The sequence below is a fragment of the Hyphomicrobium denitrificans 1NES1 genome, assembly GCF_000230975.2.
GTDB lineage: Bacteria > Pseudomonadota > Alphaproteobacteria > Rhizobiales > Hyphomicrobiaceae > Hyphomicrobium_B > Hyphomicrobium_B denitrificans_A.
In genome coordinates this window covers 2,244,367-2,259,971 of record NC_021172.1, presented here as the reverse complement: position 1 = coordinate 2,259,971, position 15,605 = coordinate 2,244,367, and the positions used below count along the sequence as shown (strand labels likewise).

Annotated in this window: 19 protein-coding genes and 1 pseudogene; 11 read left to right on the top strand and 9 right to left on the bottom strand. The window is 58.6% G+C overall.

From position 1 onward, the window contains the following. Positions 1 to 70: 70 nt before the first annotated feature. Positions 71 to 508, bottom strand: a complete 438-nt coding sequence (locus HYPDE_RS10815) for a hypothetical protein (RefSeq protein ID WP_015598494.1) — start codon at positions 506 to 508, stop codon at positions 71 to 73. Positions 509 to 727: 219 nt separating this feature from the next. Between HYPDE_RS10815 and HYPDE_RS10810 the strand changes: the two genes are divergently transcribed. Then, positions 728 to 1,144 carry a hypothetical protein gene (locus tag HYPDE_RS10810; RefSeq protein ID WP_015598493.1) on the top strand — a complete coding sequence of 139 codons (417 nt, stop codon included), beginning with the start codon at positions 728 to 730 and terminating at the stop codon, positions 1,142 to 1,144. 100 nt (positions 1,145 to 1,244) lie between these two features. Here the strand turns inward: HYPDE_RS10810 and HYPDE_RS10805 are convergent, their stop codons facing one another. Beyond that, positions 1,245 to 1,526 carry a hypothetical protein gene (locus tag HYPDE_RS10805; RefSeq protein ID WP_041320362.1) on the bottom strand — a complete coding sequence of 94 codons (282 nt, stop codon included), beginning with the start codon at positions 1,524 to 1,526 and terminating at the stop codon, positions 1,245 to 1,247. Positions 1,527 to 2,041: 515 nt separating this feature from the next. Here HYPDE_RS10805 and HYPDE_RS10800 point away from each other — a divergent pair. Next, positions 2,042 to 2,308 (top strand): peptidase M48, encoded by a 267-nt coding sequence (locus tag HYPDE_RS10800; RefSeq protein WP_144061246.1) that lies wholly within the window; start codon positions 2,042 to 2,044, stop codon positions 2,306 to 2,308. On the opposite strand, the gene HYPDE_RS10795 is transcribed toward HYPDE_RS10800, so the two are convergent. After that, on the bottom strand, positions 2,305 to 3,174 hold the full coding sequence (locus HYPDE_RS10795) for a DUF72 domain-containing protein (RefSeq protein ID WP_015598489.1): 870 nt from the start codon (positions 3,172 to 3,174) through the stop codon (positions 2,305 to 2,307). The genes HYPDE_RS10800 and HYPDE_RS10795 overlap by 4 nt on opposite strands. 236 nt (positions 3,175 to 3,410) lie before the next feature. On the opposite strand from HYPDE_RS10795, the gene HYPDE_RS10790 reads away from it, so the two are divergent. Further along, a complete protein-coding gene (locus HYPDE_RS10790) occupies positions 3,411 to 4,385 on the top strand; it encodes an energy transducer TonB family protein (protein ID WP_015598488.1) in 975 nt (324 codons plus the stop codon). Between the two features lie 93 nt (positions 4,386 to 4,478). On the opposite strand, the gene HYPDE_RS19700 is transcribed toward HYPDE_RS10790, so the two are convergent. Further along, complete coding sequence (locus HYPDE_RS19700; protein WP_015598487.1) at positions 4,479 to 4,610, bottom strand: hypothetical protein; 132 nt, start codon at positions 4,608 to 4,610, stop codon at positions 4,479 to 4,481. Positions 4,611 to 4,926: 316 nt separating this feature from the next. Here HYPDE_RS19700 and HYPDE_RS10780 point away from each other — a divergent pair, with 316 nt between their 5' ends. The 3 genes from HYPDE_RS10780 (at position 4,927) to HYPDE_RS10770 (ending at position 7,192) form a co-directional block, all read left to right on the top strand. After that, the gene (locus HYPDE_RS10780; RefSeq protein ID WP_015598485.1) at positions 4,927 to 5,511 is read left to right on the top strand and encodes a hypothetical protein; all 585 of its coding nucleotides are present in this window, start codon (positions 4,927 to 4,929) and stop codon (positions 5,509 to 5,511) included. A gap of 77 nt (positions 5,512 to 5,588) precedes the next feature. Next, positions 5,589 to 5,876, top strand: a complete 288-nt coding sequence (locus HYPDE_RS10775) for a hypothetical protein (RefSeq protein ID WP_015598484.1) — start codon at positions 5,589 to 5,591, stop codon at positions 5,874 to 5,876. Positions 5,877 to 5,902: 26 nt separating this feature from the next. Beyond that, positions 5,903 to 7,192: an MFS transporter gene (locus HYPDE_RS10770; RefSeq protein ID WP_015598483.1), complete on the top strand. Its 1,290-nt coding sequence runs from the start codon at positions 5,903 to 5,905 to the stop codon at positions 7,190 to 7,192. A gap of 13 nt (positions 7,193 to 7,205) precedes the next feature. Here the strand turns inward: HYPDE_RS10770 and HYPDE_RS10765 are convergent, their stop codons facing one another. From HYPDE_RS10765 to HYPDE_RS10755, 3 genes are all read right to left on the bottom strand, one after another. After that, complete coding sequence (locus HYPDE_RS10765; protein ID WP_015598482.1) at positions 7,206 to 7,583, bottom strand: hypothetical protein; 378 nt, start codon at positions 7,581 to 7,583, stop codon at positions 7,206 to 7,208. Positions 7,584 to 7,710: 127 nt separating this feature from the next. Beyond that, a complete protein-coding gene (locus tag HYPDE_RS10760) occupies positions 7,711 to 7,998 on the bottom strand; it encodes a hypothetical protein (RefSeq protein WP_144061377.1) in 288 nt (95 codons plus the stop codon). A gap of 77 nt (positions 7,999 to 8,075) precedes the next feature. After that, entirely contained in the window at positions 8,076 to 8,921 is an 846-nt protein-coding gene (locus tag HYPDE_RS10755; protein ID WP_015598480.1) for an SDR family oxidoreductase, read from the bottom strand. Positions 8,922 to 9,115: 194 nt separating this feature from the next. Between HYPDE_RS10755 and HYPDE_RS10750 the strand changes: the two genes are divergently transcribed. Continuing rightward, positions 9,116 to 9,403 carry a hypothetical protein gene (locus HYPDE_RS10750; protein ID WP_041320360.1) on the top strand — a complete coding sequence of 96 codons (288 nt, stop codon included), beginning with the start codon at positions 9,116 to 9,118 and terminating at the stop codon, positions 9,401 to 9,403. 121 nt (positions 9,404 to 9,524) lie between these two features. Further along, the gene (locus HYPDE_RS10745) at positions 9,525 to 9,803 is read left to right on the top strand and encodes a hypothetical protein (protein ID WP_015598478.1); all 279 of its coding nucleotides are present in this window, start codon (positions 9,525 to 9,527) and stop codon (positions 9,801 to 9,803) included. Between the two features lie 115 nt (positions 9,804 to 9,918). Here HYPDE_RS10745 and HYPDE_RS10740 read toward each other — a convergent pair whose 3' ends face one another. Then, complete coding sequence (locus HYPDE_RS10740) at positions 9,919 to 10,626, bottom strand: carbonic anhydrase family protein (RefSeq protein ID WP_015598477.1); 708 nt, start codon at positions 10,624 to 10,626, stop codon at positions 9,919 to 9,921. Positions 10,627 to 11,544: 918 nt separating this feature from the next. Continuing rightward, positions 11,545 to 12,774 (bottom strand): reverse transcriptase domain-containing protein, encoded by a 1,230-nt coding sequence (locus HYPDE_RS10730; RefSeq protein ID WP_187290826.1) that lies wholly within the window; start codon positions 12,772 to 12,774, stop codon positions 11,545 to 11,547. An 867-nt stretch (positions 12,775 to 13,641) separates the two neighbouring features. On the opposite strand from HYPDE_RS10730, the pseudogene HYPDE_RS19835 reads away from it, so the two are divergent. The 3 genes and pseudogenes from HYPDE_RS19835 to HYPDE_RS18510 form a co-directional block, all read left to right on the top strand. Further along, positions 13,642 to 13,794, top strand: a pseudogene (locus HYPDE_RS19835) (transposase); the annotation flags it as partial. Between the two features lie 27 nt (positions 13,795 to 13,821). Next, a complete protein-coding gene (locus HYPDE_RS10725) occupies positions 13,822 to 14,538 on the top strand; it encodes an IS1595 family transposase (RefSeq protein WP_015598053.1) in 717 nt (238 codons plus the stop codon). Then, positions 14,535 to 15,437, top strand: coding sequence for a P63C domain-containing protein (locus HYPDE_RS18510; protein WP_015598054.1), 903 nt, complete (start codon positions 14,535 to 14,537; stop codon positions 15,435 to 15,437). Before HYPDE_RS10725 ends, HYPDE_RS18510 begins: the two co-directional genes overlap by 4 nt. Positions 15,438 to 15,605: the final 168 nt, after the last annotated feature.

The window sequence follows — 15,605 nt, the reverse complement described above, 5'->3', positions numbered from 1 at the left end:
TGTGTGATCTCCGCTTCGTTTCAGGGCGAGATAAGAACCTTTTTGAGGCCGGGAAGGAACGTCGGCAACCTTAACGGCCCGGCCCTTCGAGCAAACCAGGGAAAACAGTTCCCGAAGGCCCGATCTCGGTGATCGCAGCAGCACAACTCTCCTCGATCACGACCTTGCACTCGCTCGGATCGTCGACCATCGCGCACTGCTTGAGCTTGATCCAGGCATTGTAAATCCTGAACGCCTGCGTTTGGAACGCCTGAAGTTCGGCCCCTGTATAAAGGGTATTGAGGGCCGGCACCTTGACCGTTGTCTGCGTACCCGGACAGATTTCGATAGCTCCGAGTGCTTGTCCATAGCGAGAGCCGACGTCGTGCGGCGTCATTTGGGCGACGGCAGAGCGCGCCGCATCCGTGGCTTCTACCGCGGGAGCCGCTGCCGCAAAGCCCGGCGGGGCGAGCACGGCGGCTACGTAAATCAAGAGCCGAAGGCCGGTTGGATGTGTCGACGCGAACATGAATCTGTCCGGATTTCGATTGTATTCCGCGAGTTCCGCGAAACTCGATATTGAACGACCGCGTATACTTTTTCGTAAGTACAAGTCTTTCGTGTTTCGGCAACCCTTACATAAGCTTATATCTTTGCCGGAAAGTCCGTTAGGAGTAAAATAACACGGCATGTCCGCCAACGCGCGTCCGACTCGCCGAGCGCGGTCGCCGTCTAATGGAGACTACAGATGATCTCTCGCATTTTCCTGTCCGCAGCTGCACTCGGAGCCGTCGCTTTCGTCACTGCCGGACCGAGCTCGGCCCTCACGAGCAAAGAATGCAGTGCAAAATACCAAGCTGCAAAAACAGCCGGCACATTGAACGGCAAATCATGGAACGAATTCCGAAAGACGGAATGCGCCGGAGCGGAAGCCGCGACGGAAACAAAGTCTGACAGCAAACCAGCAACGACGACGGCGGGCGGCGCTGTATTTCCGAAATCGGTCGATCCGAAATATGCAAAAGAATCCGCCGGCAAAGCACGCATGCACACCTGTCTCGACCAATACAAAGCGAATAAGGCCACCAACAGCAATGGCGGCATGAAATGGATTCAAAAGGGCGGCGGTTATTACAGCAAGTGCAATACAGCGCTGAAGAGCTGATAGTTCGATCGGCTGATCGTAGCCCGATCATAACCCAAAAAAGTCGACGGCGAGGCATTGGCCTCGCCTTTTTCGTTTGCAGTCGGAGATCGGATCGAATTTAGCGTGCGCCGCGGCCTCGCTGCCAAGCCAGGAACAGCGACGTGACCAACGCCGTCAGGATCATCGTACCCAGGATTGCTGGCTGGCGCATGTACGAAAGCCAAACGTCGAATCCGTTCATCCAGCCTCCGCGGCCGGTCAGCACGTTGTTCAAGACGAGAATGACGAGCGCCACGCACGAGGTGAGAGCCGTAGCGACACCTGCTTCGACCGCCCGCTTTGTCAAGCGCGGAACCGAAATGGAGTTGCGGCCTATTGCGAGTTGTGTCCGGTCCGACATGGTTCGCTCCGTCGTTTGATGCAGCAAGGAGACAGGGCGCGCTCAAAGAGCATCGAACCCCTATTCTTGTTCATCTTTAACAGATTCGCCGCAGCAACGTGGCAAGCAGAAGGCGACAGAACTCTCCGGCCTTATGCTGTCTGTGACGCTATCCGAATGCCCGGATGTTCCGCGAAATTTGCATGAATCCTTCGCGCGGCAAAACGGGGCCATACTTTCGGGCCCCGGGGTAGGGCCCGATCGATGCATTGCGGTCGCGGTTATCCCTACCTACTTCGCGTACTGGGGTGGTTGCCCTTACTTCGATGACTATTATTTAGACGACTACGGTTACGATTACGGTGGCACCTGCTACTACAGCCGCAGGCTTCGCGCCCGCGTCTGCTCGGAATACTGAGGCGGATTCGGAACTTCGTTCATGCGGTCGCAAGAGCGAGAAGCGCTAAGCCGTCCGCGTGATTGCGGAGAGTTTCGCACTTGATCAGCGGGTGCAGCGTCGAAAATGGGAGCAGTCGGTGAGGCGCATCGGTCTTCTTATAATCACAGCCGCGGTGGCAGGTCTCTATTCGGGTATGGCGCAGGCTCAGACGATCTTCGATGTTGAGCATGCGCGCGGCAACTACCGGGCCGGTCTCGTCAGCGAGTACGACGCCGACTTGATCCGGATATGGGGAGCGCCGAGCGGTCAATATCCGGATTCGCAGATCATCGATGCCCACCCACTTCAGCAGCGCACGCTTCGGAAACAACGCGTGCGCGTCAAACGCCAGAACGACAATTAAGCGCGCGACGGGCGCGTAATCCGTTCCATGAAAGCCATCGCCGCGTGGGGCGCACGAACCTTGCCTTCGTGGATGAAGAACACGAAAGTGTCGCGCGCTGTCCTTTTTATTTTCGCGTCTACGTCGACGATCGGCAGGTCTTTGGGCACGCCGCCTTCAGCCCAGACCTTTGCCCGCGCGGCCCATTCATCGAGCGCCTTGGGCGGATAGGCCGTCGGAATATCGTCCTTGCCCGTCTGTAGCCGCGCGTAAACGAAATCGCCCGTCACATCGGCAATGGCGGGATATTTCGCATGGTCGGCAAACACGACCGCCACGGACTTCTTCCGCGCGAGGTCGATGAACGCAGGCGTCGAAAACGAATCATGCCGCACTTCGATGGCGTGAAGCAGCCCCCGTCCATCGAATTTTTCCGGAAGCAGTTCGAGAAATGCGGCGAAGTCGGCTTCGTCGAATTTTTTCGTCGGTGCGAACTGCCAGAGTAGAGGACCGAGCTTGTCGCCCAGCTCGATGATGCCGGAGTCTAGGAATCGCGTAATTGAATCGCCGGCTCCCGCAAGCTCGCGCCTGTTCGTGGCATAGCGCGGTCCCTTGAGCGTGAAGATGAAGTCGTCCGGCGTCTCCGAGGCCCAACGAGCAAAAGTCGGAGGCTTCTGCGTGCTGTAGTAAGTCCCGTTGACCTCGATCACCGGCAGATGGCGGCTTGCGTAGCTGAGTTCTTTGGCCTGCGCGAGATTGTCGGGATAAAAGACGCCGCGCCACGGTTCGAACGTCCAGCCGCCAATGCCGGCTCGAATTTTGCCGCTTTTCGCGCTTTTGCCACTTTTTTCTGGCGGGTGCATGAGATCGCTGTGTCGGCGGGGCATCGAGGGCTCCCATTTGCGACTATATCCGGTAGCGGAAAATTGCCGGTCGCTTCAGTGGAACCGCATGCGGGAGGCGCGAATCGCTGCATATCCGCGACCTCACAGCGCATACAGAGGCGATAACCACAGCAATATCGCAGCGGTTTCCGCCGCTTCTTTATCACTTCTGGCCCGCGTGAGGGCAACCGGGTAATCTTTTGAATTGGGCCGATCCGGCTGGATGGGCACGGAGGGGAATGGATCAGACTGCTGATCTCACAACCGCCGGTTTTGCGCGGTGGAGCGGGAGCAACAAACGTGAACGCAATTTCTGGATTGCGTTGGCGTGCGCAGCCGTGCTTCACGCGTCGCTTTTTGTAGGTGCTATCGCGAGCAAGCCTAAGCGGCTTGGCGATCCGAGCGGCGCCGATAATGCCATCAGCGTATCTCTCGTAACGGAAGCCGATCTGGAGAGCAGGGCGACAGTCGCGGAGGAACCGCAACCGCCGCCTGGTCCGCCGCCGCAACCAGCCCAACAGCCGCAACCCGAGCAACCGCCTCCAACGCCCCAGGCGAAACAGGAACAGCCTCAGCCGCCTGAGCCGGAGCCTCCGAAGCCCCAGGACCAGCAGACGAAGTCTGAGCCTGCTCCGCAGCCCGACGATGCCAAGCCCGCTGACAAGCCGGAGCAGAAGGTCGCCAAGGAAGAGGATCCGAAGGCGCTAGATGACGCCCCCGATCTCCTGTCCTTGCAGGACGAAAACCCTGCGAACATGAAGAGCGAGGATAAGCCGGAGCCCAAGCCCAAGACCGAGACGACCAAGTCCGCGGCTAAGTCAGCACCGAAGAAGTCGCAGAAGAAGATGGCGTCGCTTGACCTGTCGACGCCGAAAAATCTGATGCAGCCGTCATTCGGTGGCGGCCGTTCTGCCGGATTACAGCGTCCGCCCGGCATTACGCGATCCGGGTTGAACGATGCATTCGCGCGCGGCGTGATCAGAGCTCTGCAACAGACGATGCCGCAGCTGATGGATGTCACCGGCCGCGTCACGATCAGGATTCTACTATCGGAATCAGGCAATGTCGTCGAAGTGAGGTTGCTGTCCGGCGCAAAAAATTCGAGCCTCAATCAGGATGTCGTTTTCGCGGCTCAGCAGACAAGTTACCCGATCCCTCCGGCAGGCTCTAATTTGGCCGACCGGACGTTCTTGGTGACGTACATATACGATTGAGAAAATTCGAAATGGGCGAAGCACTCTCGATGAGCGCTTCGTCCTTGCCTTGTCGGTATCAGGAAAAGTGGCTTTGGGTCTGCGAGGGCACGATTAGTGCTGACCTGAGGCCTGTGTCGTGCCCGACGTGGCGCTGAGCTTCATCGGCGTATATTCAGGAGTCTCGCGACGGCACGCACCAAGGGCCAAAGCTGCAAGACAGAGTCCGAGAACCGCAATTTTCATCGTCCGTACCTCCCGATTTGAGGATTGCGACTGCCTACGTGAACATGCTGACCGTCAACGTTGCAAAACTCCGACTTGTTCCGTGGAGCAGCCGGTTGCTGCTTCCTTTTGAGTTGATGTCACTTCAAATCCACACGTCGCCGAACGAGCGCCGTGCGCGTACCGCGATGGGTAGAGAAAATTCAGGTGTGCTCTGCTCGCAAATATCGGGATTTGCGCCGAAGTAGCATTACGTTCCGCTCTTCGACCATTGTGCGGCCATCGTCGCAGGGCGCCATCGGGGCACACTCTACTCTATTGCTTCGGATGGACGCCCATGACGAGTAATGATCTGCATCCCGTCCCGGCCCTTGCAGCGCTCGGTGCGGTCTCCGGCAGTCTCGGCGCGACCATCGTCGGCGCCGGCTATGGCGACGCTCCAAGCCCCGGTGCCTACATGGTATTGACCGGACTATGGTTCGGTTTCGTGATGGGCTTCGCGGTATGGCGCTGGGGACAAGCATCTCTGGCCGCATCGACGATGACGGTTCTCATCACGTGGTTCGCCTGGGAAGCCGCAGTCAACCTCACGATACAGATTGACCGGCCGTGGCCCCAATCGATCGCAATCGCGACAGCGTACAAGTCATACCTGACAGGCCTCGCTGCGGGAGCCGTAGGCGCCATCATTACATGGGCCGGCATCGCTCTTAACGTAGGGGCACTTCGGCGTAGCTCGGTAGCCGCTGCAGTCACCGTGACCGGCGCGCTTTTCGGTCTGCTCTTTCCGGCGGTAAATTATTTCGATAGCGGCCTTGTTTTGCTGCTGCCTTGGCAGGTCGCCGTTGCGATGATGATCGGCTTCAATATGCCCGCGCCCCAGGCCTCCGACGGGCATGACAGGCGTATACTCGCCATTTGATACGTCCCGGAAGACGATCTTCCTCGCGTCGTTGTCTACCGGCGTTTAATATCGCCCGCAGATAGCGAGGGAGACGCATGATGACGTCGTTGATCGCCTGTTGCCGCGTTGCAGTTCTCGCAATGCTCGTGTCGGTGACGGGCGTCGCCGCATATGCGGAGCCCCTAACGGACGAGCCCGCCGGCTCAATAGAGCAGCTTTTGAAATCCGGCTGGGAAGTCGCAGGATATTCGAGCAACTCCGACAATCGCTCGACGTTTATTCTCTTCAAGAATTCTGCTCAACCTTATCTGGTGCAGTGCCTTGCCGGATATGACGTGACGCGTACGCCGCGTGTTTTTGAAAATTGCTATAAGCTGCGGTAGGCGCTCTAAGGGCCAAGGGGGAACGAATGCATCGGGCTGAGCGCTTGAGCCGGGGGGCATGGGCGATTGTCGGCCTGCTGTGGGTCGTCGCGACTCTCAACTATCTCGACCGGCAACTCGTCGTGACCATGCCCGGACCGATCAAGGGCGACCTCCAGATCGGCGACGAGCGCTTTGGGCTTCTCTCATCGGTTTTCCTTTGGATCTACGGCGTGTGCTCGCCGGTCGCGGGCTATATTGCCGATCGCGTCGGCAAGCGCCCCGTCATCATCGCAAGTCTCCTGATCTGGTCTGCAGCGACGCTGGTCACCGGTATCGTGACGTCGTTCGAAGGTATGCTCGCGGCCCGCGCGATGCTCGGAGTCAGCGAAGCGTTCTACATGCCGGCGGCGGTCGCTTTGATCGTTGAATACCACCGGGGACCGACGCGCAGCCGTGCCACGGGCCTGCACCTGAGCGGCGTTTATGCCGGCTCCGTTCTGGGCGGTCTCGGCGGCGCTTTCGCTGAGATGTTCGGTTGGCGAACCGGATTTGTCGCGATGGGCGCCATCGGCGTCGCCTACGCTCTCGTGCTGATGATTTTCTTTCCGCGCACTTCAGACAAAGCTGCGCCGGCCGAGATCGTTTCTGCAGAGATCTCAACATCCGCGCCCCTGCTGTCCGGAGCTTTCAAATCGCTGCTGACGACACGGGGCTTCCTGTTCCTCCTCGCAATGAATCTGCTGAACGGAGCCGCATATTGGCCGGTCCGGAACTGGCTGCCGGAGTTCTTCCGCTCCGAGCTTGGCGTCAGTCAGGCATGGGCCGGCGTTTACGGCCCGATGGCCTTCAATGGCGCCGCATTCGGCGGCATGCTGATCGCGAGCAATATTTCCGACTGGTGGTCCCGTTGGAATGAACGTGCCCGTGCGCTCGTTCCCGCGATCGGTTTCATGATTGCAGCGCCGTGTCTGTTTGCTGTCGGCGCAGTCGAATACATTCCAGTCATTCTAGCATGCGTGCTTGTTGCCGGCATGTCGCAAGGATTCCTCGACGCAAACCTGATGCCGGCTGCATGCACGGTGACGGACTTTCGTCACCGTGCAACCGCCTATGGATTGCTGAACTTCGTAGGCACAACGGCGGGCGGCGCGATGACGTACGTCGGCGGCATGTTGAAAGAACAGCAGGTGCCGTTCGCGACGACGTTCCAAGCGGCGAGCTTGCTGATCTTCGTCGCCGGTCTCTGCCTCTTCGCCGTCAGACCGGCGCGCTGTGACGCGACAGAGTTCCATGCCTCGGGCTCGCGTCAATCCCCGCGCCTCCGAACGAGCTAAAAGCGGGCGTTCTTCAGCTTCGCACGACCGGCCATGCGATAACGGCAAACAGGATCGTCGAAACCAGCACGCCGAAGGAACCGATAGCGGCGAAGGGATCGCCTGTTTCGGCGCGCCCGCCGAAAATCATCAGGAGCCCGGCGAGCAAAACGACAAGGCTGATCTCGGCTAGCCAGAAGTGCACGTTCGCCAATCGACTCGCGGCTGTATCCGGAAACGTGTGATAGAAAAATCCATAGATCGCAAACGTCACCCAGCCGATGACCAGAATATGCGCATGCGTCGGCATTTGCGTATGATCTTTCGTCATGCCCATCACAAGACCGAGCGTCATGCCGAGTATGATGTAGATTATTGCACTCGTAAAAAACCGACCCGCAATTCCTGTCATGGCAATCCCCGGAAAAACGTTGTCAGGTCACATTCATACGCTTCGTACGCTTTTGGCGCTAGATCGTCTGGTGTCGGATGAATGAAAGGCAGCGACTGTCAACACAGGCATGGAGGCGCATTTGGACTCAAGCCTTCGGCTGGAGCGGCGCCGGCGGATGGCTCGGTTCGCGATGAAAGTATTTGAGCGTGAGATAGGCGCCGATCCACGAGCCGACGATCGCAAATCCTACGTAAATCCAATTATTCGTATAGCTGATGACCGCGAACGACGAGAGCATGTACCAGATGCCACTCCAGTTTGCAGCCGCAAGCGGTCGCTTGGCGACGACGGATGCCGTGAACATGACATAGGCGGCATCCGTGGCCGCCGTCGCAATCAGAACGCCTGCTCCGATCCCGTAATCGACCGTCATATGAAGCTCCTGCATCTTGGCAAATCCGCATTCTGCCAGTGAGCGTGACGCGCGGTCCGTTGCATTATTCTTGCGGTTCACCACCGCACTTTGTTGAGTGCAAAAAAGCGGCCGAAGATCTTGCGCACGACGCGCGACGGTAGCTTGCCGCGCGCGAGATGCAAGAATCTCGCGGCCGGTCCGACAGCGGTGCGAAAGCGCGGGCGGGGCGCGTCCAGCGCATTTGCGATTGCCTTGGCGACCTCGACCGGGTCTCGCGCCAACTTCGCGACGTAGGTTTCGATGGTGACTTCGAGGTGACGCAGCAGGGGCCAATAAGCGCTCGTCTCCGGCAGGACGCGCGGTGAGCTTTCCCAGATATTGGTGCGGTAGGCGCCGGGTTCGATGAGAACGATTTCGATGCCGAAAGGCTCAAGCTCATACGCGACGGACTCGGCCCAACCTTCGATGGCCCATTTCGATGCGCAGTAGGGCGAATTTGCAGGCTGTCCGGCGAAGGCGGCTTCGCTCGAGACGATGACGATGCGTCCGCGCCGCTGCGCTCTGAGCGCCGGGAGCAGTCGCTGCGTCAGCGCCAGAACGCCGAAATAGTTGACGTCCATGACGCGCCGGACCTGAGCGTCTGTCAGGTCCTCGAATGCACCGCCCACCGCAACGCCCGCGTTGTGTACGACCGCATCCAGCGGCCGCCCCTGCAAGTCGACGGCCGCAATTGCCCGGTCGATCGATTGCGGATCGGTGACGTCCAGTTGCTCCACGCGGACGAGCTTTCCGGCGTTCGCCGCCGCGACGGCGCGATCGAGCTCCGTGCGCTTGCCGAGATCACGCATTGTCGCAACGACGTTCCAGCCGCGCTTCGCAAGCTCGACCGTCGTGACAAGCCCGAACCCGGATGAAGTCCCGGTTATGAGGACCGTTGGCATTTGTATCGGACTCTCCGTTTAAAGATTTGCGGGTAGCCTATCCCTTTTTATGGAAGCCTAGGAAGCCTCGGCTGCTCGCCGTGCCTCGCGGCCGCGCTCCGCGAAGCAGGGTCGCAAGGCGCAACCGGACCTTGCGCGCTTGCCGCCGTCGTACTAGCAACCGCCCGGAAATCTTGCTGCACGGAGTTGGAACCATGGCTGAATCGAACACGACGGACCAAGTCATCGCGGACATGAAGCGCGAGATATCCGAGCTATCGGGGTTATCACTCGCCACCGGCGTCATCCTTACACAGCTTTTGCAGAAGATCGCGAGCCGCGAGATGAACCCGCAAGGCGCCGCCGGCCAGATCGTCAACAATGCGCGTGCCGCCATCGAGGGCTTCACTACCGCCCAGAAATCCGATCCCGTGATGAAGGCCCGAGCCCTCGAGGCCGTGAAGCAGTACGAGGATCAGATCCGCTCGGTCTTGCGCGATTGAGGATGCCTTAACCACGCCGTGGTCCGTTTCGGGAGCCCACCCCGGCCTCAGCGCATTTTACTCCTATATATGATAGCGTTGATAAGCCGAGATGTGCAACGCGCAGCCGAGGAGTCGTGTCATGAAAAGGATTTGGACCGCTGCCGCGAGCGCCGCATTGGCCGTGGCGTTTGTCGCGCCGGTGGTGCAGGCGGACGCGATCGCCGACGTCGAGGGCGCCCGCACCAAGGAGCGCGCCGGCTATTACCTGAACCGGCAGGATCTCGAGAACCTCCGCCGTTACGGCGGCAACGCCGACTACCGCGATCGCTACGTTCGCGACTTCGACTACGGACGTTACGGCCCCGGAATGCGCATTTACATCGGTCCGGGCGGTTATTACAGCCCCGGCCGATACTGATCGGCGCGCCGGATGCAAGCACAAGGCGGCGGACCGAGCGGTCTGCCGCATTTTTTTGCGCACCGACGGCTTGGCATTACGCGAGCCGGTCCCGTGCTCCATCACTCCAGGTCCATCACCCCAGGAACGTCACGCGCCCCGTCGCGACGTCGTGCATCGCCGAGACGATGCTGAGCCGCTTGGCGGCAACGAGATCGCGAAGCACCTCGCTCGTCTTCGTCAGGTTCTCGGCCGCGAGCTTGGCATTGGCGATCGCCACCTGCTGCACGAACTTCTTGTTCTTCGAGGTGTGATCGCCCGGCACGTCTTCGCAGGCCTCGATCGCCGGCTTGATCTTCGCGAGAAGCTGCGTGAGCTCGCCAAGCTCCGCGCCATCGATTGCGCCCTTGACCGCGCCGCATTCGCTGTGGCCGAGGACGACGATCAGCTTCGCGCCCGCAATCTTCGTCGCGTACTCCGAGCTGCCGACAATATCGTCGTTCATGATGTTGCCGGCGACGCGCGCGCTGAAGATGTCACCGATGCGCTGATCGAAAACGAGTTCCGGCGGCACGCGGGAATCGATGCAGCCGACAATGATGGCGGAGGGAAACTGCCCCGCGGACGTCGCGTGCACTTGCGCGATGAGATCGCAGTTCTGCACGTCGCGCGAGACGAAGCGCTCGTTCCCCGCTTTGAGTTTCGCGAGCGCGTCGTCGGGGCTGAGAGCCGCCTGCCGGTCTCGGGTCAGCACTTCGCACTGATCGGCGGCGAACGCACGGTCGAGGGTCAGAAGGCTGCCGGCAATCAGGCCGCTGCAGCAGAAGTGCCGTCGTGAGAGCATCGCGCGTCCTCCTCGAAAATGAATCGGATTAAGCGGGTGAAGCCTTTAGCGGTCCGTTACGAGCGACGCCAAAATAAGCACAAATCCAAAACAACGCCCACGGATTAACCTCGCGCACGGCGGCCGGCTCGCGGAACGCGAGGCGCCATGCGCCCGCGAAATAAGAGGATCCAGCGTAAGGAGTGCCGAAGGCTCAATTTTGCGTCTTCGACGAGCCTTGCGCTGGATCCCCGGCCTTCGACGCGGCTTCGCCACGCTCGGCCGAGGATGACGACGCGCAAACAAAAAGCACTTCCCCTCCCCCTCGCGGGGAGGAGTTGGGGTGGGGGCGACTTCGGCGGCGCAACCGGCCGGCTCGCCGGAGGCGAGTCGGTTGCGCCAAACAAAAAACACTCTGCATGCAGCTTCACCCCACCCCTCGCCTTCGGCTCGACCCTCCCCGTCAAGGGGAGGGTTTTCTTCGACGCACACGCGGCGGCGGCCGGCTCCCCGAAGGAGAGTCGCCGTGTGCAAAAAAGAAAGACGCACCGGGCATGCGCCAACGGCCGGCTCCGCGGAGCGGAGTCGTTGACGCCAACTAAAAAGCACGAAGCGGACGGGTTCCGCGGCGTAGGTGTTCGCAATGAGTGGTCTCGGAACCGGTCCGCTCCGTGACAGACCGAGAACAGGGTTCCGGTCAGGCCACTTAAGGAAGCGGGATATTCCGCACACGGTTTCTCTCATGCCGTGCGGACTTGGCCGGTCGCCTTGTCCGCATCGCGCGCGTGACGCGAGCGGGTCGGGCTGCCCCACCCGAGCCCCGCGCGACGCCTCGCACAATGCCCTTGCCGGATGGGTGAGGGGATTATGGGGGAGGATAATAGGAAGGGGATAAGTTTTTTTGAGGTGATCGAGGCGGGGTTCCTCCGAAAGCACGCTTCAGTCGAATTGTATATCTTTGATACCCAGGAAGGCACGCGCTTTGGCCTCGAGACCTGATATAGCTTGTTTGCCAAATATCGCTTCATAGACCCCGAGGAATGCACGGCTGCACTCCTTTCTCAGCTGAGGCTCAAATGCAGGCCAATCGTCAGCGTGGCTGTATGCGTTTCGATATGCAGCGGGAACACCAGACAGGGATCGCGCTAGTGCTCCCAAATCGCCGAACCGTTTGACGATATTTGCATAAGCGTATTCTTCCGAAATATCGGTGAGAATCTGCAATTTAACGTTTTTGGGTATCCTGCAAACGTATGAGTTAGCCTCACCTTTGAAGAAAATATCAACTCCCAAAAATTCCACCGGCTTCTGCGGGCAGACGTACTGGGTTTTTGATTTTTCGCCCGGTTCGGGAACGGTGTGACCTAGCTTCTCCAACTCTGACACGATTAATCCAAACGCCGCTTCAACTTCAGACTTGCTTGCACCAAATACAATAAGATCGTCTGCGTAACGAAGAAAGCGAAAGCCCGCCTTTTGAACCTTCCTATCAAAATTGCCGAGGACAAGATTGGACAGCAACGGTGAAAGAGGCATGCCTTGTCTCAGCCCTTGTCCATGCACGACGCCCGATGCAGCAAGCTTGTCTCGATCTCTGTGAGATTTCGTCCGAACTTCACACCTGATCGCCTGAAGCAGTAAGGGCACTAAGCTGTGTTGGCCGAGTTTTCTCTTTATCTTGTCGGCAAGCTCATCGCGACTGATGCGGTCAAAGTAAGACTCAATGTCAGTCTTTAGGACCCATTCGTAGTTGGTCCTTGTTGCGATCGCTTTTGCAACAGCGTCTCTGACGCTCCGTCCTCGGATGAAGCCGTAACTGGCGTCGTTCACCAGTCGGAATCTGTCGTTTGTGGTCAGGCTTTCGACGATCATTCGTTGAACAAGCCGGTCAGCCACCGTTGGTACGCATATCACGCGATGTCCACCGTTTTTTTTAGGCGGAAAAAAAGGGCGCAAATTTTTGAATCGAAATGATCCTGCGATAACTGATCGAGATAGGATGCGCAGGTTGTTTTGTAAGTTTTGAGAAAATTGAGTAGCTGACACGCCGTCAATTCCAGCGACGCCTGGATTGCGCGAAGCGTCTCTGCTCGCCTCCCAGATACGATTTGCGGTCGCGATAGTGAAATGCTTGCTCGGCCGTGGGTACTTTGCGGTGTCAACAGGCATGACAGCTGGATCTTCCCGGCGCTCTGTCATGCCTGTGCACGGCTATCCGCTGGCTCCGCGCTTAGCGGGCTCGCGTCGACCGTCTGACCGGTTACCGAACCTATGTCGGATGAACCTGCCGATGGCGGTCGTACACACGCCCGGAGCAGCGCTTCCGGTGGTAGCCTTGAAGGTGACGTCGTCGCTTCGCTTTCAGGTCGAAGGTAGACCAACGGCCGTTGCCTAAAGTGATTCGCTAGGTCCGAGAAAAGAATTTGACGCGCTATCAACAGGCGGTGGGGCTAGGGCGACATGCGCTCTGCAGAGTCAGATTATTCGCGGGCTTGGGTCTGCGCGTCAGCACCGGCTTCAGATACCGCCCGGTGAAGCTCTCTTTTGCCTTCACGATGTCCTCGGGCTGCCCCCACGACGACGATACCTCGTCGCCCACCTTGACCTGCATCAACACCCCACCTCGCAATCCGTGCTTAGCGGACTCGCATACTGAAAATAATAAAAGCCCAAGGAGTGTGCGTGATGGATTGCTCCACGCAGAGGCAGGTCGAGCGGCAGGCGAGCCGTTTGTCGGAAATGATCAATCAACTCAACGTCGATAGAGGCAAGCTCGTCCGCTGCGGAGCGGGCGCCGCTATCGTCGAAGCGCGTAGGAAATGCCTCAACTGCAACTGCACGCGAGTGCCTGGCATGGCTCGATGCGCGCCAGCCCGGCAGAGGCGCGCCCTGTTTCTGTCCGGAAGCGTCGCTGTTCGAAGCCTGCCGGTCATCACCGCCGGATTGGCAGATTTAGTTTCGGAATGTCCTAGTTTAAGGTAGTTGACACCACGGGTAGAGTCTGTCATTGTGCTACCGTCCTAGCAGGCGGTAGCCATGAACCTGATCCAAATTTTCCAGAAATACCCAACGCAAGAGGCTTGCGTTGCCTACCTTGAGTCTGTGCGTTGGCGCGGCGTACCCGTCTGCCCGTACTGCCAGTCTAGCCGCGTATCCCCAATGCCGTCTGAACAGAGGCACCACTGCAACAACTGCAAAACCTCCTTCAGCGTTACGGTGGGCACAATTTTCCATCACACGCACTTGCCGCTTCAAAAGTGGTTCTTGGCCGTGGCGCTCGTCCTTAATGCCAAGAAAGGTCTTTCAGCACGGCAGATCGCGCGCGATCTGGAAGTCAACAAGAACACCGGATGGCGGATGGCGATGCAAATCCGCAAAGCAATGGAGCAGCGCGATCATCGCGACCTGCTAACCGGCATGATCGAAATGGACGAAACGTACATCGGAGGAAAACCGCGCAAGGGCAATATTGGGTCAGGTGGCCAGGGCGGCGGTAGCAATCCTCGCGGGCGCGGGACCAAGAAGCCCGCCGTCGTCGGCATGATCGAGCGCGGTGGCAAGGTTCGGACGCAAGTGGTCAGCAAGAAAAACCTGCGTGCCAAAGGTATCTCCGCGCTGGTTCGCCGTAATGTCGATACGGCGAACTCGATCCTCATCACAGACGAGTATCAGGGATACGTTGGCATCAAGACGTTCATGCCCCACCAGACGGTCAACCATAAGGTCTGGTACGTGGCCGACGACGGCTCGCACACAAATTCAATCGAGTCGTTTTGGGCGCTTCTGAAAAGGGGCATCGTCGGCCAGTACCACAAGGTCTCGTTGCGTCATCTGCCTGCGTACATCAATGAATTCTCGTATCGCTTCAATCACCGCGAAACGGCAAACGTCTTCGATCTCACAATCGAGCGGGCCATTGGAGTCACGCCATGACAATTACCTCACACTACAAAGCGACGATCACGCAGCTTGGTCCAGATGTGGACGGATACATCCTGGACGAGATGGATGGCGAACAGCAACGGCAACCGCGTTGTGTGCTCAGCAAGCGCGCCGCTGCAAGCGCGCTCGGCCTCAAGTCAGAAGGCGGAAGCGCTCTCTGGCGAACTTTGTCGCGCCAAAACATCGGGTCCGAAATCGACGAAAATCTTAGAAAAAAGATAGATAACCCTATTGTTTTCAAATACTTGGGTACCGGGTCCGAATCTGGCGGACCCGGTGTGACGGTTCACGGCATCGAGACTAGCACGTTCATCGAAATTCTGCGCGCGATCCTGAAAGCTAAACTCACCGAGACGCAGAAGTTTCTCGCGCAACGCGCACAGGACATGCTCATCGCCCTAGCGAACACAACGCTAGATTCGATCATCTACCAGGAGTCCGGGTACTGGAAGACTATCGAGGGGCAGCGAGTTGCTGACATTCTCGACAAATACCTTCAAGACCATGCGCGCAAGTGGGCAAAGACGTTCCCGGATGAATTCTGGGTCAAGCTCATCAAAGTCAAGGGCTACCCCAGTTACGTGGCACTCAACCGTCCGGCATTCGTCGGGCACTGGGTCAATGACATCGTGTATGATCGCCTTGTTCCATGCGCGAGACGGAAGCTCGACAAGATCAATCCGCGGCTTCCGGCAGGCTATCGAAAGAACAAGCACCATCAACATGCGACAGAAGACTACGGCCTTCCTGAATTGAAGGCGCACCTTATCAAAGTGATGGCCTACATGGACGCCGCCGCGAACGATACCCAATTTATGCGAATGCTAAATCGCGGTACGCCGAAGTTTGGCGATACCTACGAGATGCCTTTGGATGACGTCTACAATTGATTGATAACGGTGGCGGGTGGTCATGCGGCGCACCCGCCATTTAGTATGGCTACCTTAAACTAGGACATTCCGTTTAGTTTTTGTTCGCACACGGCGGCCGGCTCCCCGCAGGGGAGTCGCCGTGTGCAATCAAAAAGCTCGCCCGGCGCAATCAAAAATCTGGCCGCT